Annotated in this window: 7 protein-coding genes; all 7 read right to left on the bottom strand. The window is 43.3% G+C overall.

Annotated elements, in window-relative coordinates; translation table 11 throughout:
* Positions 1-2: 2 nt before the first annotated feature.
* The 7 genes from pdhC to BR62_RS0115075 all read right to left on the bottom strand — a co-directional run bounded on the left by pdhC (position 3) and on the right by BR62_RS0115075 (position 22,140).
* On the bottom strand, positions 3-1,331 hold the full coding sequence (gene pdhC / locus BR62_RS0115105; protein WP_003154526.1) for a pyruvate dehydrogenase complex dihydrolipoyllysine-residue acetyltransferase: 1,329 nt from the start codon (positions 1,329-1,331) through the stop codon (positions 3-5).
* Positions 1,332-1,454: 123 nt separating this feature from the next.
* Complete coding sequence (gene pdhB, locus BR62_RS0115100; protein ID WP_003154528.1) at positions 1,455-2,432, bottom strand: pyruvate dehydrogenase complex E1 component subunit beta; 978 nt, start codon at positions 2,430-2,432, stop codon at positions 1,455-1,457.
* 3 nt (positions 2,433-2,435) lie between these two features.
* Positions 2,436-3,551 carry a pyruvate dehydrogenase (acetyl-transferring) E1 component subunit alpha gene (pdhA, locus tag BR62_RS0115095; RefSeq protein WP_007611171.1) on the bottom strand — a complete coding sequence of 372 codons (1,116 nt, stop codon included), beginning with the start codon at positions 3,549-3,551 and terminating at the stop codon, positions 2,436-2,438.
* A gap of 469 nt (positions 3,552-4,020) precedes the next feature.
* Entirely contained in the window at positions 4,021-5,112 is a 1,092-nt protein-coding gene (locus BR62_RS0115090) for a serine hydrolase domain-containing protein (RefSeq protein ID WP_032868035.1), read from the bottom strand.
* 32 nt (positions 5,113-5,144) lie between these two features.
* Complete coding sequence (locus BR62_RS0115085) at positions 5,145-8,996, bottom strand: alpha/beta fold hydrolase (protein WP_032871395.1); 3,852 nt, start codon at positions 8,994-8,996, stop codon at positions 5,145-5,147.
* Between the two features lie 50 nt (positions 8,997-9,046).
* Positions 9,047-16,429, bottom strand: coding sequence for an SDR family NAD(P)-dependent oxidoreductase (locus BR62_RS0115080; RefSeq protein WP_032871394.1), 7,383 nt, complete (start codon positions 16,427-16,429; stop codon positions 9,047-9,049).
* The gene (locus BR62_RS0115075) at positions 16,429-22,140 is read right to left on the bottom strand and encodes a type I polyketide synthase (protein ID WP_032871393.1); all 5,712 of its coding nucleotides are present in this window, start codon (positions 22,138-22,140) and stop codon (positions 16,429-16,431) included. The genes BR62_RS0115080 and BR62_RS0115075 overlap by 1 nt, the downstream gene beginning before the upstream one ends.
* Positions 22,141-22,161 lie beyond the last annotated feature (21 nt).

Genomic DNA, 22,161 nt, shown 5'->3' with positions numbered 1-22,161 from the left:
CATTACGCCTCCATTAAAATAAGTTGTGGATCGTTCAGTAAACGCTTGATGTGGTTTAACGCATTTTGTGCAGTTGCTCCGTCAATCATACGGTGGTCAAAGCTGAGAGAAAGAGCTAAGACAGGAGCAGCTACAATTTCACCGTCACGGACGATCGCTTTTTCAGCAATACGGCCGATACCGAGAATCGCAACCTCTGGATGGTTGATAACCGGTGTGAACCATTGGCCTCCGGCAGAACCGATATTTGTGATCGTGCAAGAAGCGCCTTTCATTTCCGCAGGTGCAAGCTTGCCTTCACGCGCTTTTGTAGCAAGGCTGTTGATTTCATCAGAGATTTCGAAAACGGCTTTACGGTCGGCATTTTTCACTACCGGCACAAGCAGGCCTTTTTCGGTATCCGCTGCAATTCCGATGTTGAAGTAATGTTTTTGGATCACTTCATCTGTTTTATCATCAATAGATGTGTTTAAAACAGGGAATTTTTTCAAAGCGGATGTTAATGCTTTGACGACGTAAGGCAGATAAGTCAGCTTGATGCCTTGATCAGCAGCAACTTGTTTGAACTGTTTGCGGTGAGCAACAAGATTTGTTACGTCAACTTCATCCATAAGAGTTACGTGCGGTGCAGTATGCTTAGAGTTCACCATTGCTTTCGCGATCGCTTTACGGATACCGCTCATTTTTTCGCGTGTTTCAGGGAATTCGCCTTCAGGAGCCTGAGCCGCTGCAGGTTTAGCTGTTTCCTGAGGTGCAGCTGTTTCTTGCGGTGCCGCTTCTTGAGCCGCTCCTCCATTTGCAAAGCTGTCGATATCTTCTTTTACAACACGTCCGTTATTGCCTGAACCTGTTACTTTACGGATATCCACGCCTTTTTCACGGGCATATTTGCGTACGGAAGGCATGGCGATCACGCGTTTGTTCGGATCAGCTTCCGCTTGGTCCTGCTGTCCTGCGCCGGTTTCTTTTGCAGGCTCTTTAGGAGTCTCTTCTTTAGAGATATCCTGCCCTGCTTCAGCAGACGACTGAACTTGAGCCTCAGTTTTCGCCTCTCCTGAATCATGGCTTCCTTTAAATTGAAGATCTTCGTAACCAGGTGCGTCAAACGTAATAATCGTTTGTCCAACAGTTGCAACTGTTCCCTCTTCAACTTTTAATTCTAATACTTTTCCTTTAACAGGTGAAGGAATTTCTACCACTGCTTTATCATTTTGCACTTCAGCCAGAACATCGTCTTCTTCTACCTCGTCGTTCGGCTTAACAAACCATTTTACGATTTCGCCTTCGTGGATACCTTCCCCGATATCCGGAAGTTTAAATTCAAATGCCACAGTTTTCGACCTCCTAGTTGATTAAGCAAATTTTAGTTATGCATTCGCAAGCATTGAACCTAGTAAACAGACTCCTTCATATAAGAGAAAAGGACTCTCTTTACCGTCTTTTATGATGCCTGATTAAAATTCAAGAACTTTTTTCGCAGTTTCAAGAACGTCTTTATGGTTTGGAAGCCATACGCTCTCAGCAAGCGAGAAAGGAAATACTGTATCAGGCGCCGCAACACGCAGAACCGGAGCTTCCAGGCTCAGAATCGCGCGGTCATTGATTTCAGCTACAACGTTGGCAGCGATGCCGGCTTGTTTTTGAGCTTCTTGCACGACAATTGCGCGGCCTGTTTTTTCAACAGAAGCAATAATCGTATCAATATCAAGCGGACTTACAGTGCGAAGGTCGATAACTTCAGCAGAAACGCCTTCTTTTTCAAGCTCTTCAGCAGCCTTAAGCGACTCATGAACCATCGCGCCGTATGTGATGATAGAAAGGTCAGTACCTTCGCGTTTCACATCAGCTTTGCCTAGCTCGATTGTGTATTCCTCCTCAGGAACTTCCTGACGGAAAGAACGGTAAAGTTTCATATGCTCTAAGAAAACAACCGGATCATTGTCTCTGATAGAGGCAATCAACAGTCCTTTTGCATCGTAAGGAGTGGATGGGATAACAACTTTAATACCCGGCTGCTGAGCGATAAGGCCTTCCAAACTGTCAGCGTGAAGTTCAGGTGTATGAACCCCTCCGCCGAATGGAGAACGGATTGTCACCGGAGAAGTCCAGCGTCCGCCGGAACGGTAGCGGAGACGAGCCATTTGTCCTGAAATTGAATCCATTACTTCATATACGAATCCGAAGAATTGGATTTCCATAACAGGACGGTAATCTTGCAGGCCTAAACCGAGAGCGAGACCGCCGATACCGGATTCAGCAAGCGGCGTGTCAAATACGCGGTCCTCACCGAATTCTTTTTGAAGGCCTTCAGTTGCACGGAATACGCCTCCGGCAACGCCTACATCTTCCCCGAAAAGCAGAACGTTTTCATTGTTTTTCAGTTCTGTGCGTAACGCATCAGTGATCGCTTGAATCATTGTCATTTGCGCCATGGCTTACTTCGACTCCTTCGCTTTGTAAATTTCAAGTTGTTCTTTCAAGTTGAACGTCGGCTCTTCAAACATATTCTCAATCAGCTCTGTTACTTTCGGTTTTGATTCGCCGTCAGCCTTTTTGATAGCTTGTTTGATTTCTTCTTTGGCCTGTTCAATCACTTTGTTCTCTTCTTCTTCAGACCATAGTCCTTTGTTTTCCAAGAACTTGCGGAAACGTACGAGCGGGTCTTTTTGCTCCCATTCATTTTCTATTTCTTTCGTACGATATTTAGTCGGATCGTCACCGGACATTGTATGAGGTCCGTAACGGAATGTAAGAGTTTCAATCAGAGTCGGACCTTCACCGTTAATTGCGCGCTGGCGTGCTTCTGCGGTTGCAGCATAAACGGCTAGTGCATCCATTCCGTCTACTTGAACACCTGTAATACCGACGGCAACTGCTTTTTGGGCAATTGTCTGTGCGGATGATTGCTTTTCTACAGGAGTTGAAATCGCATAGCGGTTATTCTGAACAACGAAGATCGCTGGCGCTTTAAATGCTCCGGCAAAGTTCATTCCTTCATAGAAGTCACCTTGAGAAGCTCCGCCGTCACCAGTGTAAGTAATAGCTACCGCTTTTTTACCGCGCTTTTTAAGACCTAAAGCTACACCTGCGGTTTGGATAATTTGAGCACCAATAATAATTTGAGGTGATAAAGCATTTACTCCCTCAGGCATCTGATTACCTTTAAAATGGCCTCTTGAGAACAGGAATGCCTGGTGTAAAGGAAGACCGTGCCAAATCAGCTGAGGAACGTCACGATAACCCGGAAGGATAAAGTCGTCCTGTTCAAGCGCGAAGTGTGATGCAATTTGTGAAGCTTCCTGGCCCGCTGTCGGTGCATAGAAACCTAAACGTCCTTGACGGGAAAGAGAAATTGAACGCTGGTCTAAAATGCGGATATACACCATTCTTCTCATTAATTCCTTTAACTGATCATCTGAAAGATCAGGCATTGCGTCTTTATTTACGACTTCTCCTTCAGCATTTAAAATTTGGAACGTTTCAAACTGCTTATGAATAGCATCAAATTGTTTTTTGCTATCAACAATTGAAGTTTTTGTCTTTGCAGCCATTTTTTAAACCACCTCTTCTTTTGATTTAACAGGGTTAGGATACCGTTTAGCCATCCGTATTAAAAACAGTCTTATCATGCTCTGCAATTCTAAAATTAATCATTCAGAAATTCACATAGCGCTTAAGCAAAGATAATGACGTTTAAACTGTACTAATAAAAAAAGATTTTTTATTAGTACAATATGATCAACAACCATAGTTTACAGTAATTAAACAAAGCCGTCAATTATTTATAACTTCATTTTGAAACCGCTTATAAAACATAAGATCATATTGCACCAAACTGTACTATAAAAGACTTTAAACTGTATTATAAAAATGCTCTACTGTACTATAATTAAAAAAAATTACAAAGAGTAAATTAAGTTATTTAACTTCGGGTCAGGCTTTGAAAAGATGCCGCGGGATAAAAACGGGCAGTTAGCAATCGTCCCGCCTGCCGAACAGACGGGACGACGCTTTTGTCAATTATTCAATACCCGCCCACACGATATTCAGCGGCGTCAGCACGGCATGAGGATGAAACTCGGAAATCGGAGTGAAAAATACATACGTAAAATCTTCGGCTGGATCAGAAAACATGCCGCACCACCCCATTCCAAGATGTGAGAAGGTTCCTTCTGTCATGAAATAATGGTCACCGGCCGGCCACAAATTAATGCCTAAACCAAAGCCGCCTTCCTCTCTGGGCGCTCCGAAGAAGTAAAAAGGAAGACCGGGCTTTATTTGATTTCTCAGCATCGCCTCGACTGTTTTTCTTCCAAGCAGCTTCTTATCTTTCAATCTGCCTTTATTTCTAAACATTTCAGCTAACTTCCAAATATCTCGCAATGAAGAGTACAGACCGCTTGTCGCTTTATTCGGAAAATACGGGTGATGACTTTTTTCCAGCTGTACGCACTCGTGCTCATTGATCACACAAACTTCTTCTTTTAAAGTATCAGGCACATAAAAATACGTTCTTTCTAATCCGAGCGCTTCAATAATATGCTTTGTTACATACTGTTCGTAGGATACGCCTGTTACTTTTGAAATAATGATGCCAAGTATAACAAAGCCGGTTCTGGAATAGTTCCATGCTTCATCCACTCCGTACTCCAAAGGCGTACTGACCAGATAGTTTATCCATTCTTCCTCATTCGTTAAGTCAATGCCTTCAGCCTTTTGAATATCCAGCTCAAAACTTAATCCCGCCGTATGAGTCAAAAGGTGCAAAATTTTAATTTCTCCGAAACCCGGTTTATCAAACGCTGGCAAAATGAGCTTGACCGGCATTTTCAGATCGAGCAAACCTTTTTCGACGAGCTGCATGACTGCTACAGCGGTAAACACTTTTGTCAAAGAACCGATTTCTCTGATGGTATCAAGCTGAAATGTTTGCTTTTCTTTTTGTCCGCCGGTAAATTCCCCTAACGACTCAGCTGCAAAAACCTCACCTCCTCTTGACATCATATAACTCGCACATTGCAGATCTCCATTGTCTATCATCGTCTGATAATGGCCGTTAAGAGCGTTAATTTGTTTCATATCAAATGCCGGATTGCTTATTGTTTGTTTCATTGTTTTCTCCCCCTGTACTGTATGTATCGTTTTCATCCCTTACTTACTGATTTCTTGATGAATTCTGACACCGCTTTATTAAATTCTTCCGGATGTGTGATGTTCGGAAGATGCCCCGCTCCCTTAATTTTCTTTAATTCTGCATTGCTCAGCAGGTTCTGCAGCCTTTTTGTTTCTTTCTGATCAACTACGCTTTCCTTCTCACCCGTAAGGATAAGCGTTCTTGTATGAATGTCTTTTAAAAAGCCGATTGTAGAATAGCCTTCTTGTTGATGTATCTTCATAAAACGTTCAATAGAAGCATTTAAGAATTGATTACTGTGTAAACTTTCATATTCATGTGATTTTCCTATAGCTATAAAATCATTTTTCAGTTTTTCCTCGACACTGCTTTCAGGGTCTTCTTCGTATGCGGTGTAACTTCCGGAAAGAATGAGCGTTTTTACTTTTTCAGGGTATTCATAGGCTATCCTCTGCCCTATCATGCCTCCCCAAGAAGCTGCCGCAATGTGGATCGGCCAAGCAACTCCTATCTCGTTCAGCACTTCGATAAAAGTCTGAGCCAGCCCGCTCAGTGTAAAATCGGCGCTCCCCTCACTCAGCCCGTAACCCGGTGTGTGTATGACAATTACATTAAATTGATCTGCCCACTCCTTCATTTGTTCTTTCCACATGTAAGCAGTGGTAGCAAAACCGCAAATCAGTAAAATTGTTTCACCCTTACCGCTCATCAATATTTCCATATGCCGGGCATTTTCTGTGTTTGCCAGAAAATGAACGGTTTCCGTTTCTTCTGTCTGGTAAAAAGCGATGAGTTTTTTTGCGGCATCGCTTTGATTGTGCTGAAGGGCTCCTTTCTTCAGTCTGCTCCAATAGTGCAAATAATCGTCGAGATGATGATTGGAAGCTGTGCCGAGTATCCGGAAAGGACTTTCAGCTTCTCCCGTAACGACTGACGAAGCATCAAAATCGGCTGCAATCGCTGAATCTCTTACCAGAGGCGGTGCTGAACGGACGGATAACGGCTTGAAATCGTTTTGTATTTTTTCTTTTTCTCCGTATAACACGATCAGCTGGTGGCCTTGGCCGAGAAGCGAGTGTTCAAAAGCTTTGATTCCGGCAGTATTTTCTAATGGGTGAAGTCCGTACTCCGTTTTCATAATGTCTTGAATGCCGGGATCAACTGACATGCCTCCGTCTTTCCAGAAAGGCCAATTTACAGCGATGGTTTTTCCTGATCTTCCCCCCGCCTTTCTCATACATTCCCTCCACTCGGCAAAATGCTCCAGAAAACGATTGGCGTAGGCGTAATCGGCTTGACCCAGACTTCCGATTTCTGAGGAGATGGAAGAAAACAAAACAAAAAAGTCTAAAGGCATATCTCTGAGCGCTTCATCCAAATGAATCACACCATTGACCTTTGATTGCAGCACCGCTTGAGCTTCCGCGTCTGTTTTATTCATAATGAGAGAGTCTTTTAACACGCCTGCACTGTAAATGACCCCGTTGATTTCGGAATAATCAGCATGAATTTTTTCCGCTAACTTGATGACCTGCTGCTTATCTGACATGTCAGCCTGGATATAAGAAATGCTTGCCCCGTCATAGCGGATGCTGTCTAATTTTTCTTCCATGTCTGCTGTCATTTTCGATCGCCCGGCAATGATAACGCTGGCTCCGTGATTTGCATAAAGAAACGCTGAAATAATCCAGCCGATGCCGCTTAATCCTCCGATGATGAGATACACTCCGTTTTTTGCAAACTTTGCGGCCTTTTGCCCTGGTTGCAGCGAAGCGTCTTTGTATGCTGTCACCCGCCTTTTTTGATCGCCGTCATATTTCACAGCCTGATGATGTCCGGCACTTAATTCATTGAGAAGCAAAGGTGCTTTTTCAATGGTTTGTCTTGAAGAAATCTCAACCGTTTTACACTTTATATTCGGCTGCTCCGCATTCAGCGTTTTAAAAAAGCCTCCAATCGCGGCGTAAACCGGATTTGTATATTGACCCTTGTCATGCACGTACAAAATGTTGATGTTTTCTTTTGTTTTTTGACGGATCAACGCTTTGCTTAAATAAAGGATTGAATAAAAGCTGTGAGTCAAATCTAACGCTGCCTCAGTATAAGCTTTTTTTGACAGGTAATGAATGATTGACGCCGGAAACGCTCCGGACTTTTTCATATCTTCTAACAGTCTGGAGTAATGAGCAGACTGCTCCGGATTAAATTTATAATGCTTTTCATTTACCATTTCATATTCAGCGGCGGCTTCCGCATAAATAACATTTTCACTGCCGATGTACTTTCGGATTTCATCACTCAATGAACTGTCGAAATCGAAAATCAATGTATTTCCCTTAGGTATTTCTCCGGACTTTAATGGCGATTCTATCCATTCTTTTTGTAAATACAAGGAATCAAGCACCGGCTTTTCAGACGGCTCTTTCGTTTGCGTTTTTTCTTTAAAAGCTGCGGCCGGCGTATTACGCACATCATATTTTTCTTCTAAATAAGCCGCTAAATCATGAATATTGTTATAATCAAAAAGCAATGTCGGATACAATTGTGTATCCAATCTTTCCTCGAGCATTTTCGATATATGCAGCAGCTGTTTTGAGTCAAGACCCAGTTCGTAAAAAGATTGGTGTTTGTCCGCTTTATTTGGCGGTGTGTTTGTAGCCTCTCCAATAATGGATGACAGCTCATCTGTTAATGTTTTATGACTGTCTTGGTGCTGAACTGTATCAGAGATAGAGTCTGTAATGTCGGCTCCGTATTTCTCCTGCAGAAATTCCGTCAATTCACCGATTGTGGAGTAATCAAATAATAAAGTCGGGTACAGCTTTGAACCTAACATCAGTTCTAATTTTTTGGATAAGTCTAATAATTGTTTAGAATCCAAGCCCATCTCGTAAAAGGAAATATCATTCTTCACTGTTTCAGCAGGTTTTTCAATCATGCCGGCTATCTCTTGGATCAAATTATTTCTAATCATTTCTTTATTGTTCGCTACGCTGCCGACCTCTTTAGCTTTTTGGGAATGCTCCAGCCTTTGTATTGATTTTTCATTTCTGACTCTTTTCACACCGAATCGCTCATAATAAAAAGCAAGCACTCCATCAGGCCTGTATACTTCTATGTCCGCATATAAAATGTCTTTAGAAGGCGGCTGCGTTATACTGGTTTTATTAATATACACAAAACAAGACCCAGTTGTTTTATGCAGTGCCCGGAATGTCTCAATATATATAGGGATAAACGCATTTGTTCCTTCATCCGGCAAGTCTGATGTAAGGATTCCCAACAAGCTGAGAGACCCATCCAAAAATGCGGGATGCATGTAAAAGTCATCTGTATATTCTTTTGAAAGTCCGCTTAAACTGACCTCTCCCAGAATATAATTTTCACCTTCATATACCGTACCTTCCAATTTCATAAAATCTTTATGAATCAGGCCGCCCCTGCGCAAATTACGATAGGCGGATTCAGCATCCGAAATCCGGACGGCCCCTTTCTTTAATTCTTCGATTGAAATTGTCTTTTCGTTTATCGCATTTTTTCGTATGATTTCCGCCTGCAAGTTGACTGATGCTTCACCTTCCGCCTTTTCAGCGACCCATTTCCTGCTTGTTGTTTCAACAAGCCAGCCGTTTTCTTGTTCCGTAAACTGGAAGGTGACTTTTTTATCAAAATGGACTGACGTCGCAACAGGTTCACGGAATAAAACATGTTTGATTTCAAAACTTCGGGGGGATATCCCTTTCTCAGCTAAAAATCGTGTTATTAAATCCAGATACGTTACGCCGGGTATCGTACGCACTTGATGAAGGACATGGTCTGAAACAATATAATCGTCATGTTTGACTAATACGCTGAACCTCATGCAACTCGACAACCTTTCTTCTTTTACAAAGTAAAGAAACAGAGCAGGTGCTACTCTGTTTCATCAATAATTTCAAGAAGCCGTTTTTTATTCTGTTTGATTTGTTTTTTCCGATTTGAATCCGGCCAGTACTCTTTTCTGACAAACTCAGCAGGCGGCAGCGGAGTTCTGACGGAATGATATGAATCATCCAGGCCGCTTACCAAAAGGTGGGCGTTTGTTCCGCCAAAACCGAAAGCGCTGATGCCTGCCCTCCGTTTTCCATCCTTCCAGCTTCTCAGCTCTGTATTCGGATAAAAAGGCGACTTTTCAAATTCAAAGCGGGGATTTGGCGTTTCACAATTCAATGTAGGCGGAATTTCCTTATGCCATATTGATAAAATCACTTTAATGAAACTTGCCGCTCCGGCAGCGCTTAATAAGTGTCCGATATTGGTTTTCACACTTCCTACTCCGCAAAATTGCGTTTTGTTTGTGTCTCTTCGGAATACTTTTGTCAGAGCCTGAAGCTCAATCGGATCTCCAATCATCGTGCCTGTGCCGTGAGTTTCGACGTAGCTGACTGATCCGGGAGTGATATCGGCTTTTTCAAATGCATCTTGAATAACCTGCTCTTGAAGCTTAGGATTCGGGGTCGTAATTCCCATTGTCGCACCGTCGTTATTAATAGCTGATGCTTCAATGATACCGTATATCCGATCTCCGTCAGCTTTCGCTTTCTCCAGCGGTTTTAACAGAACAGCGCCAAAACCCTCTCCGGGTACAAAACCGTTTGCCCTTTCATCAAAAGTAAAACACTGACCGTCCGGCGAAAGAGCTCCTCCTTCTGTTAACATCAGGTAAGGAATTTCATCCAAAAGCAGATCCGCCCCTCCTGCCAGCGCCATCTCTGAATCACCGTTTTTTATGCTTTGGCAGGCTAAATGAATGCTGACTAATGAAGAAGAACAAGCGGTATCAGAAACCATGCTTGGACCGTGAAAATTAAAGAAATGCGACACATGTGAAGCAATAAAGTTTTGACTAAGCCCGACGATGTGGCTGCTGCTTTCTTTCGGCAGTTTGTGACCGTAGCCGCCCATTCTGGAACCGACAAATACGCCGACTTTTTTTCCCGATAATTCCGTTTCTTCATAACCGGCATCCCGTACAGTCTGTACACTCGTTTCTAAGAAATGTCTTATCAGCGGGTCCGTTTGGATGGCTTTCTCCTCTTCCATGCGGAAATACTCCGGATCGAAGCTGCCGATTCCATTGATAAATCCTCCCCATTTGCTGATGCTTTTTCCCTTTTGTTTGACCGGAGAGTAATTTTCTTCTATATTCCACCGGGAATCAGGTACTTCTTTAATATGATTCTTCCCTTTTCTCAGATTGTCCCAAAATTCCTCTTTATCAGCCGCTCCAGGGAACTTACATCCGATTCCGATAACAGCTATCTTTGCAGAGGAAGCCGTCTGCGGTTCTGTATTTCGGCTCGTCACAGATTGCATATCTTGCTGATTGCTGCTTTGAGAATCAGTCTGTTCGATTTGTTTCTTCAACGGCGGCGCCGTCTTACCGATATATTCCGCAAGACCATGAATCGTGTTGTGTTCAAGAAGCACAGTAGGGTCAATTTTTTTCTGAATCATTGCTTCTATTCGATGTATAATGCTGACAAGTAGTATAGAATCCACACCGTATTCCTGAAAATCCGTATTTGGGTTAAGCTTTTCAAGGGGAATGCTCAATTCCTCGGCAAATACGGCAGAAAGTTCACTGACAAGCCCTTCTGAATGATCAAAAGTGTCGGGAGTCTCCTGTCTTCGGACTGGAACCGAAGCTCCGCCGGTTTTATTGATGTTCAGGAGACTGTCTGCATGAAACACTGTTCCTTTTTTCACGATAGGAATGATATTGGCCGATTTTTTCTCCAGTGCATGATACAAAATCGCCAGTCCTTCCCGTGTGGAAAGAGAGTCCAATCCCAATTCATCATATAAAGGACTCGTCACAGTACCCATTCCGACTTCTTTCCAGCTCGGCCAATTGATGGACGTGAAATACGTTCTCCCCTTTTGAAAATGATAAACCGCGAAATAGTCCATATATGCGTTTGCAGACGCGTAATCAGTCATTCCTTTCGACAGTTTGGGTGACTGTGCTGCAATTGATGAAAATAGAATAAAGAAATCCAGCGGCCTATTATTAAAAATCCGCTCCAAATTCTGAAGTCCAGTGACTTTCGGCCCGTACACCGTCTTAAATTCACTCATTCTTTTATGAATAAAGGCCGGATTTCCGCCGCTGTGCAGTCCGGCACAGTGTATGACACCGCTTATATCTTTAAATTCAAGGCTTACTTGGTGAAAGAATGAACGCAGCTTCTCTTCATTTGTGAGAGAACCGCTGTAATACAGATAGTTGACACCTTTCTCTTCAAAACTTTGAAACAGTTTTATATTGCTGACTGTCTTTTCGTCCTGTCTGCCCTCTTTCAGCAAATGATCCCATTCACTTCGCAAAGGTAATGGACGCGTACCCGTCAGCACGAGTTTTTTCACTCCCCGTTTCACCAAATCTTCAGCTATTGCTCTGCCAATGCCCCCTGTCCCGCCGGTAATCACGATGGCTTTATCCGCAGGAAATGAAACAGGCTCGCCGGTATGGATTCTTTCTTCTTCAAAATACGGAACATATCTGACGCCGCTGCGGTAGCATACTTCATTCTCTCCGGTACATTGCGCCCTTTCATTCTCAAAGATTTGTTTCAGCTCATGCGTTTCTTTCATGCTGTCTATATCTATTGTTTTCACATGAACAAAGCCGTATTCCGCAGAAAGGGCTTTCAGAAAAGCCGCTGATTCTGCCCCCGTCAGCTTTGGTTTTTCCGCTTTAAATACCTGCAAGCCATTGGTGATTTGTAAAATGGATAATGGTGTTTCCTTTTTACTCCGCTTAATTATTTCTTGTATAAATAAGAATTTACAATATGGGATGCCGTTCTGATTGTCACTCTGGTTTCCGATATCTGAGAAATCAAATATATTTTCGACCAGCCGCTCACCGCCCGAGAAGATCTCACGGATAACGTCGTATGCGTGGTTTTCATCTAATAAAGAACACTCAAACATTTGATCAGAGTGTTTTATAAATGAAGAGTGATGTTTTATGACAATCAGATTCTCCTGATCTATATCCGAACAAATGGTGCGGGCAATTGATTCTGTGTCTTGATTTACAAATGCTACTGTCAGTCCGTACTCTTTTGTTTCGGATGGATTGACAAACGGATTTTCCCTCCATTTTTTTTGCAAGTGATGTTGAAAAGAGTGCTGAGGGATCTCTGCCTTCTCAGTCCTGGACGGAACCCAATAACGTTCTTTTGCAAACGGATAAGTCGGAATTGAGATCCGTTTACCCGGCTGCTGTAAATGTTGATGAACGGATTTCCAGTCGATATCCGCCCCCCAAACCCATAATTGAGCCAGCTTTTCCGCTTCACCGTTCTCAATAATAGTCTTTACAAACAATTCACCTGCTGTGCCTTCCGTTAACGCCTTCATTTTTTCAGCAAATGCATCTGCTGATTGCTGATTAACATATACGCCTGGAACGTGCTTGTCACCGCGGCAAAACTCAAATAATTTATCTTTGATTTCTTTAAGAGAGGTACCGGTAATCGCCGCTCTGGCCTCCATCGCTTCTCTGCCCGATTGTGTAGTGTATGCCAGATCCCGTAAAACGACGCTTTCCGATTGGCTGCCTTCCATCACTTCATTCGGGAACAGGTTTCTTATCGCTCCGGCATATTCCTTCAATACGTATTCAGTAACCGCTTGAATGGAGGGGCAAACAGTTAATTCATACATCGTGAGTTCAATATGAAACATTTCGTTAATAAAATCCGCCATCCGACTTAATTCCAAAGGCCCTACGCCAAATTCACTCAGGTGATCAGCAATATTAATTTCTTCCGGATGGATATGAAGCAATTCCGAAACAAACGGTTTGAGTACTTCATACACCTTTTCTCTCATATCAGGCTGCTTATCCTTTACTTCAGGACTTAGTGAACGTTGGATAAAATCTCTCATGTTTTCGGCATACTCAAGAAGACGTTCATTGTCTTTGGCAGATAACAGGACAATATGCGGTTCGTTCTCAACATGTTCTGTTGAGACGTTTGTTTCTTCATATTCTTCTATAATGATATGAACATTCGTTCCTCCCGCTCCGAATGAGCTGATCCCCGCTCTTCTCGGAACAGTTACTGTTTTTCCGTTTTCCTGCAGTTTTGGTTTCTTCCAATCTTGCAATGACCGCTGTACATAAAAGGGAGATGCTTTAAAATCGATATTTGGATTCAACGTCTCCGCATGTATGGAAGGAAACAGTTTTTTCAGTTTCATTTGCAAAAGAACCTTTGTCAAACCGGCAATTCCCGCTGCGGCCTCAAGATGGCCGATATTTGATTTGACAGAACCGATGGAACAATATTGAGTGTGCTCCGTAAATTCCCGAAACGCTTTTGTTAACCCGGTGATCTCAATCGGGTCTCCAAGAGAAGTTCCCGTTCCGTGAGCTTCAATATAACTAATTGTACGAGGGTCAATACAAGCTTTCTGAAGCGCGTCCTGTATCAGTTCAGATTGACCATTTGGATTAGGAACCGTAAAACCGTTTGTTCTCCCTCCGTGATTGACCGCTGTCGCTTTAATCAGCGCATAAATATGATCTCCGTCCCTTACCGCTTCCGCCGCCGGCTTTAAAAGTACGGATCCCACTCCTTCTCCCGGTACATAACCGTCACCGCCCTCGCCGAATGTCCGGCATCGGCCATCACTTGCAAAGAAGCGGCTTTGATTTAACAATGTATATTTATTGGGATGAAGCGTAAGATTGACCCCGCCGGCAACAGCAAGTGTGCTTTCTCCTCTTCGTATACTTTCACAGGCTAAGTGAATGGCGTTAAGAGAGGATGAACACATTGTATCAACCGCCATACTCGGCCCCTTAAAGTTAAAGAAATACGATATTCTGTTTGCTATTGCAGAAAATGGAGACCCGACGGCCAGTTCATTTCCTTTAAGTGATTCTTCAACGCCGAAAAATTGATAGCTTCCATATGTGACGCCTGCAAATACTCCGACCTTTTTGCGGGTCAGATCTGAAGGTTTATAACCCGCATCCTCTATGGTATTGTACACTGTCTCTAAAAAGAGACGTTCCTGAGGATCAAGAAAAGCCGCTTCTTTCGGTGATATCCGGAAAAATAAAGGATCAAACCGGTCTGGATTTTTCAGAAAACCTCCCCACTTATAGCAGCTTCCCTCCAGCATTTCTTTCCGGTCATCGGGAATTTCGCTTACGCAATCCTGTCCATTCATCAGCACATTCTGGAACTCCCTGATGTTTTCCGCACCCGGGTATCTGCCGCTGACACCGATAATGGCTATATCAGCAGAAAGGGGATCGGCCGCCATGTGCTCTTTTGAACCTTCTCCTTCAGAGCGTACCGGCGCTTTTGTTTCCACTGGTTTTCTTTTTTGCTTTTTTTGATATGAAACAAGTTCAGATGTGCCGGCCGGGTTCAGCAGTTTCATCATTCGTTCGCTGTGATGACTCAGGAAATATTCGGCTAACTGCGATATTGAATGATATTCAAAAAATAATGTTTTCGACAATCTGCCGATACTTTGCTCCAGCTTTTTGGTCAGACGCATGATCATCACTGAATCAATGCCGTATTTCTCCAGATATTGTTTTTCATCTATGAGTGAGGCCGGTAATTTCAATTCCTCTGACATTATATTTTTCAGATAACTGATGATATTTTGTCTTAATTCATCGTTTTGCAAATCGGCATCTTCCTGCTGGTCTGAATGTAAGCTGATTGTGCCGGCACGCTTCAGCACATCCTCAATCTTTTCTTTACGGCCTTTCAGGGCAATCAGCTGTTCAGATGATTGACACAAGCTGTTCTCCAGAGCCTGTATTCCGTCACCGTCATCTAACGGGTCAAGACCGAGTTCCTGTTTCATGTAGGATATTCCTTCATCGTCAATATTCATCCCGCCGGAAGTCCATAGCGGCCAATTGACTGACACTACCCTTCCGGCAGACTCTTTTGCGGTCATAACTGCTGCATACTGATCCAAACAGGCATTGGCGAAAGCATAGTCACATTGGCCGGCTGAGCCGAAGACTGCCGATGTGGATGAAAACAAGACAAGTAATTCAACTTTCATTTTTTTGATTTCTTCCGCCAGCCACAGCGTGCCATAAACTTTTGAACCCGTGACTTGATTAATTTCTTCTTTTGTCTTTCTTAAGATAAAAGAGTCACGGAGTACGCCGGCACTGTGAAATACTCCATGTAAGGTGCCGAACTGCTCTTTTGCAAAAGCAAACATCCGTTCAGCATCACTTTGTTTTGAAACATCAGATCGGATATATTCAACTGTTGAACCTGAACTTCTTAAATATTCGATCTTTTTCTCCTGCTCTTCAGTTAAATCAGAGCGCCCTGTCAATATGAGATTCGCTTTCCATTGTTCCGACAGATGTTTTGCCAGAATATAACCGAGACCGCCCAGGCCTCCTGTAATCAGATAGTTCCCATGATGTTTCAGCGGCTGGGTTAAATCGAATGAGCCGGCTTTATTATAGCTTTTCGTAAAACGTCTCCCGTTTTCATAGCGCACTTCAAAATGGATATCCCGTTTTTCGTCACACTCTCTCTGATATATATCCGCTATCGCTGGAAGAGCGGCTCCCTCACCCTCTGATTGCGTGATATTGATAATCTGATAGTGAAAATTGGGGTGTTCCTGGTGAACGGTTTTCACCAATCCGCCGAGAGCATGATGCAGCGGCAGTTGTTCTTTATTCTCTGTTTGAAAAATATGCGTCAGCTTTATTATCTTTTTCCATTTTAGTTCAATCAGCGCCTGTGTAATATACAGAAGAGAAAACAATCCGTTTTCCAATTGTTTCTGTATACCTCCCTTACTCATGTCAGCCTGAGAATCAGACCACAAGTGAAGAATCTTTTCGTGCAGCTGATAATGATCATGAATGTATCGGAACAGCTTTAGATAATCGTCTTTTTTCACGTGGTTCATACAAATCGTATCATCATGTAAAACAGCAAATTCTTTTCCGCGGATGACAAACAAGAGAGTACAGTCCTTAAACAAACCGCTCAATTCTTGTATTTGCCGTTCATTTTCTGCAAAAATCAGGAGCAATCCCGTCAAGGGTACGCTCTTCTTACTCGGAATGAACGATTCTGTCCATTCCGGCTTGTAATATAAAAGCGGATGGTTCGATGCCCGTGATTTTTGATTCTGAATGGATGTCACACGGGCATAGCCTTCGTCAGCCGACATTTGTCCTGTTTGAATCAGATCAAGAATATCGCTGAGTTGTTCACGTTTTCCGTTCATCATTCTTCCCCCATTAATTGTTTCAATACAGCCTTCTGATCAATATCATTGGTTTCCAATTGACGCAGGAGACGAATGAGTTCGTCGTCCGTCTGAACAGTGTCTTTTTCATGACCATATCTGAATCTCACATCTCTGCACTCTGCCAGAATGCTTCCGTTTTTATCTGTAAACGTCATATGACACGTTACATCACGGCTGTTCTGCCGGTTCTCTTTTTGAGTATAGACATAAAAATTTTGAGCGAGAGGGTGATAGACATCCGCCGCTCCCATTCCGATCAATTCCGGGAAGGTTTCTCCGCTGACAAAAAACGCACTGGCTTGAATCGCGGACTCAAGCGCTTCAGGAGAGATCGTAAAATTCTCTCTTTTTGCATAAAGCTCATCCGGCAATGAATGAAGCGCCAGCATTCCGTCACTGTTTTTCGCTGATTCAATGACAAAAGGCGCTTCAGCCGGATGTTCAGTCATTTTTGATTTGACTTCAGCAATATCAAGCGCTTCAGGAAGCATACCGCTTTCAGGCTTAACAATATGCGCATTTCCCCTGGCAAGACGTACTTTATTCTCATCTTTTGTGTTTGCATATATGTCAAACCGCGCAAAGTCGCGCTCAGGCGTCAGCGTAATTATCAGTTCCCGTATATCAGTTATTCCGTTCATGCTTTCGGTCCACAATAAATCAGTCAATGTTTGAACTGGTTGTCCAAATGCCGCCGCTGCATTGACGATAGCCATTTCAGCCAAAGATGCATAAGGGAAAAAGGACACGTTTCCTTCAGACAGACTTAGTGCGAACGGATGATTACGGGTGATTTTTTTCGTGAAACTGAACTGATTAAAATCGGACGTGTTACTCCCCAAGAAAGGGTGACCCGGCTTACTCACATCCGCTGAAACAAGTGCTTCCCCTTTTTCCGCTATCCAATACCGCTGTTTGATCAGCGGTTGTCCCGGAATAGAAATCCTGCGGGCATTCCGATTCACCTCAAAAGTCTCCCAATCTATCTTTCTTCCATTTACCCATTTGGATGCGGCTTCGGCGTAATCTGAACAAACGTGAGGCATTTCATTGTGAACTTCTGATTCGAATGTATTACCGGTATAGCTTAAGCTGCTTTTTTCACCCCTGATATAAGCTGAAAGCTCTTCAGCAATGACCCGCCCGGAATCTGCCACTATCGCCAGCCGTTCTTCCATATGATCGCGTCCCGTCTGAAGTGTATAGGCAATATCCTGAAGACGCAGTTTATGATTGTTATCCTTCGATTCATTTTCTGATAGAAAATCAGCCATAACCTTTGCATATTTTATCAGCCGTTGTTTGTCTTGAGCCGATAAAACAAAGATCACTCGGCCGCTTTGATGATCAAAAGCTTTTGGCGGCTCATACGCTTCCAATATAAGATGCGCGTTTGTTCCTCCTGCCCCAAAAGCGCTTACCCCGGCTCTCAAAGGATGAACAGCATTGCTGTTTTGCGGAATATTCCATTCAGCCGCTTTCCGCTGCACTTGAAAAGGAACCTGATCAAAATCTATAAACGGATTAACAATATCGGAATGCAGAGAAGGAACAAGCTGCTTATTCTTCATTTGGAGAAGCACTTTCGTTACCGCAGCGATTCCTGCCGCAGATTCTAAATGTCCGATATTTGATTTCACCGAACCGATGGCGCAAGGATGGTTCAATTGATAGGAATCTTTCAGTCCTTGAATTTCAATCGGATCGCCTAATGACGTACCCGTTCCATGCGCTTCAATATAATTGACGGTATTCGGATCAATGTCAGCTTTACGAAGCGCTTCTGAAATGACCTCCGCCTGCGCATCCGGATTCGGTATGGAATACCCGCTCGTCTTCCCTCCATGGTTAACGGCGCTTCCCTTAATCACACCGTATATTTGATCTTGATCTTCTATTGCTTTTTTCAATGGTTTTAACAATACGGCCCCGACTCCCTCACCGGGAACATAACCGCTTCCGTCTTTTCCAAAACTCCGGCATCTGCCGTCACTTGATAGAAACTGTCCCATGCTGAGGAACTTATATTTATTCGGATGTATTGACAAATTCACTCCGCCGGCTAATGCCATATCGCTCTCTCCACAATGTATGCTTTGGCATGCGTAATGAATAGAGGTCAGTGATGAAGAGCACATTGTATCCAGAGCCAAACTCGGACCTTTTAAATGAAAATAATAAGACACCCGATTGGCAATTGAAGAATAGACGGACGCCGGCGAGAAAGCCACTCCATTTTCTTCTCCTTCAAATAGTTGATATTGGCCCCACATTGCACCGACAAATACACCGACTTTCATCTTTTCCAGCATGTTTCTCGGGTACCCTGAGTCTTCAAAACAATGTTTGGCCGTTTCTAAAAAGAGCCTTTCCTGGGGATCCATAAGTTCTGCTTCCCTTGGGGAAATATGAAAGAAAAGCGGATCAAATTGATCGGCTCCGCTGATAAAACCTCCCCACTTGCTGTAAGACTTCCCTTTCATATCTCTGTCTTCGCTGAAGAAATCATCCATATTCCAGCGGTCAGGCGGGATTTCTGTAATACAATCTTTTCCGCTCTTTAAATTCTCCCAAAATTCAGGTAAGTCTTCAGCCATCGGATACTTTCCGCTTAATCCGATAATGGCAATGTCCTCATGCCTTGTATCAGCTGTTTCATTTATTTGGATCTCACGGCTTTCATCCTCTATGAAGGTATCTTGAAGTGCAGATTCCAATTTTTCTTTGTCACCTTCAAACACGATCAGCTGTGATGCGTTCAGAGAGAGTGAATCTTGAAAAGCTTTGATCCCATTGGTTTTACTAAGAGGAACCATACCGATTTTTTGTTTCATCCATTTTTCAGTTTGTTTATCCACTTTCATGCCGCCGTCTTCCCATAGCGGCCAGCTGATGGCTACTGAGACGCCGGAGCGTTCTTTTTTCCGCCTCATTCCTTCACGCCACTCAGCGAAAAGATCGATGAACCGGTTGGCCAATGCGTAATCCGTCTGTCCGATATTCCCGTACATCGAGGTGCTTGATGAAAACATCACAAAGAAGTCCAAAGGTTCGGTTTGCAGCAAGCTGTCCAATAAGACCGTCCCATTTATTTTCGGAGCGATCACTTCCTGAATTTCATCTTTTGATTTTTGAATCAATAAAGCGTCGTGCGTCACACCGGCACTGTGTATCACACCGTTGATTTCTCCGAATTGCCTTTTAATGGTTTTTATGATTCGCTCTGCATCACGGCTATCTGAAAAATCACCTCTTATATATTGAACCGAAGAACCGCCTGCTTTCATTCGGCTGATTTTGTTCTTTTTGTCTTCCGTAAGTTCAGAACGGCCCGCTAAAATAATATTGGCTTTCGTTTGGGCTGCAATATGTTCTGCAAATATAAGGCCTAAGCCGCCGGCCCCTCCTGTAATCATGTATACTCCGTTTTCTTTAAAGGAGAAATCTGAGTTTGGAGCCGGTTCTGCTTCCCGTAAGGCACGGACCCAGCGCACATTTCCTTCATAATAAAGATCGGTTTCTCCCGGATGCGCTTCCGTAGATTCGACTCTGATGATTTCAGCTGTAAGTTCCGGCAACGATGACTTGTCTGAAACTGATATCCCGATTGTCTTAAGGGCCAGTTTCGGGTTCTCAAGCACAATAGACTGCCCTGCGCCATGGACTGAAGCGTAAAGCGGCTGATCATTTTTATGATCCGCCGGATAAAGGAAAAGCGATACAACCTTTTTTTCCGTCTTGCTGCGCATCAATGCCCGGCTGAAAAAGAATAGCGGGTAAGCCCCTTTAGAAAGCTGTTCACTTATTTTTTCCGGGCCGGCAAATGATCCTTCCGGCCACCCGTACACCACGGTGTCGGGCATTTGCCCCCTTTTTTTCAGATCAGCTGCAAGCCTGTCAAAGTGAGCTTCCTCCCTGTGATCTATCTCATAAACACCGTCTCCGTGATAGGAGAAACGATTCCCTGATAAAACGAGAATGATCTGTGTATTTTCGAACCCATTTTCAGCATTTTCCCGCATAAAATGAAAAAGCTCTCTGTCATATTGAAACAGCAGGCATGTTCTTTTCTTTTTATTGCTGCAATGCGGGTCCCAAGCGGCAGGCTTTTGTCTCCAATACGGCGTTAAATATGTCAGAGCCGTATGATTCTCTCCATGATGAAGAGGGAGGTCTTTGTCAACGAAAGTCTTTTCGCCGCTCTCTGCAAAATAATTTGCAAGTTTTTGAATCGTCGGATACTCAAACAATAAAGTAGGGTACAGTTCCCTGCCTGTTTTCTCCTCCAATGCTTTTACGGCTTGCATAAGTGTTACGGAATCGAGGCCTTGTTCATAAAAACCTTTTACAACAGAGAGTGTTTCAGGGGCAGTCCCTTTGATGTCTGCGATCAGCTGCTGAATGTCTCCTTCTGTTATAAGAGCGGAAAGATTTTCGTTCTTACTTTCTTTCATGTCAGGCTTTTCAGCCGGTTGATTTTGCGTTAAGAAATAACTGGACATTTTTTGATTTTCTTTAATATACGCGGCGAGTTCCCGGATCGTTTTCTGCTCAAACAGGAGTGTAGGATACAGCTGTTCCCCTGTTTTGTTTTCAAGTTCTTTGACAATGGCAAGCAAAGAAGCTGAATCCAGGCCTTGTTCATAAAAACCAATGTCTGTCCTTATGTCACGCAGATCTATATTTGAAACCCCGGATATTAATTCTTTAAGGTGTGTCTCGATGCTTTCGCTTCGATTTATGATTGAATCTTTTCTGATCAGGCTGTCTTTTGGCTGAGAAGCCGCTTCAGTTTCCAAACGAGTCTGCTTCAGGTTTTCAATTAAATCTTTTGAGCGAATATGTTTCACAGACAGCCGCGTAAAATAAGCGATCATCTCCCCGTATGCATCGTACAAACCGTAGCTTACTTGGATGACATCCCCTGAATCATGATTTTGGTCTTGCTTCTCTATGTACACATAACACCTGTCTTCCAGGCGCTTCGTCATACGGAAAGATTCAATATGAATGGGAATATACGTTTTCATCCGGCTTGCCGGAGATCCTTGTGTAAAATATTCGGGACATGCCTGATAAAGGATCGATATGATGGTAGACGCATCAAGAAAAGTGGGATGCAATTGAAAATAGCCGGTATATTGATTGGCAATTTGGCTGAGCGACAACTCTGCAAGTACAGAATGATCAGACGCATAAACCTTCCCCAGACTCTTCATAAATTCAAAATGCTCTATATCAACCTTTTTTAAATAGTCATAACATATCTCCATATCGGCTTCACGGACGGAGGCATGTTTGATTTCATCGATATGAATTGAACTCATGCTTTCCGGGAATTTCTGCATGAGCCTGCAGGTCATATTCTCATCCCAGCTTTCATCCAGGATGCGGTCATCTTTTACCTTTCTGCTCTTCGCCTGAATTTCCCATCCCTGTTCCAATCCCTGAAAACGGATGCGGATTTCTCTGTCAAAGGTATCCGATGTTGCTACAGGTTCCAAATACAAAATATTCTGACATTCGAGTTCTTCAATAGGCAAACCTTTGCTCAGCGCCATACGGTATATCATATCTAAAAATGTGACACCGGGTATAATCCGGGTGCCATGCACCCGGTGATCCCTGACAATATAGTCCGTATGTTTAATTGTTAATGTGAACTGATAGTTTTGATTACTGGCCACCTGTCTCATTCCTTTTCTTTT

The sequence above is a fragment of the Bacillus sp. UNC69MF genome (genome assembly GCF_000746035.1).
In the GTDB taxonomy this organism is placed as follows: domain Bacteria; phylum Bacillota; class Bacilli; order Bacillales; family Bacillaceae; genus Bacillus; species Bacillus velezensis.
The sequence above is the reverse complement of the archived record's forward strand: the minus strand, read 5'-3'. Positions and strand labels throughout refer to the sequence as shown.

Excerpts from the sequence above, each read along its gene's own strand:
- BR62_RS0115080 (WP_032871394.1), bottom strand. The coding sequence starts at position 16,429 with ATGAACGGAAAACGTGAACAACTCAGCGATATTCTTGATCTGATTCAA.
- pdhB (WP_003154528.1), bottom strand. The coding sequence starts at position 2,432 with ATGGCGCAAATGACAATGATTCAAGCGATCACTGATGCGTTACGCACA.
- BR62_RS0115085 (WP_032871395.1), bottom strand. The coding sequence starts at position 8,996 with ATGAGGTTCAGCGTATTAGTCAAACATGACGATTATATTGTTTCAGAC.
- pdhA (WP_007611171.1), bottom strand. The coding sequence starts at position 3,551 with ATGGCTGCAAAGACAAAAACTTCAATTGTTGATAGCAAAAAACAATTT.
- BR62_RS0115090 (WP_032868035.1), bottom strand. The coding sequence starts at position 5,112 with ATGAAACAAACAATAAGCAATCCGGCATTTGATATGAAACAAATTAAC.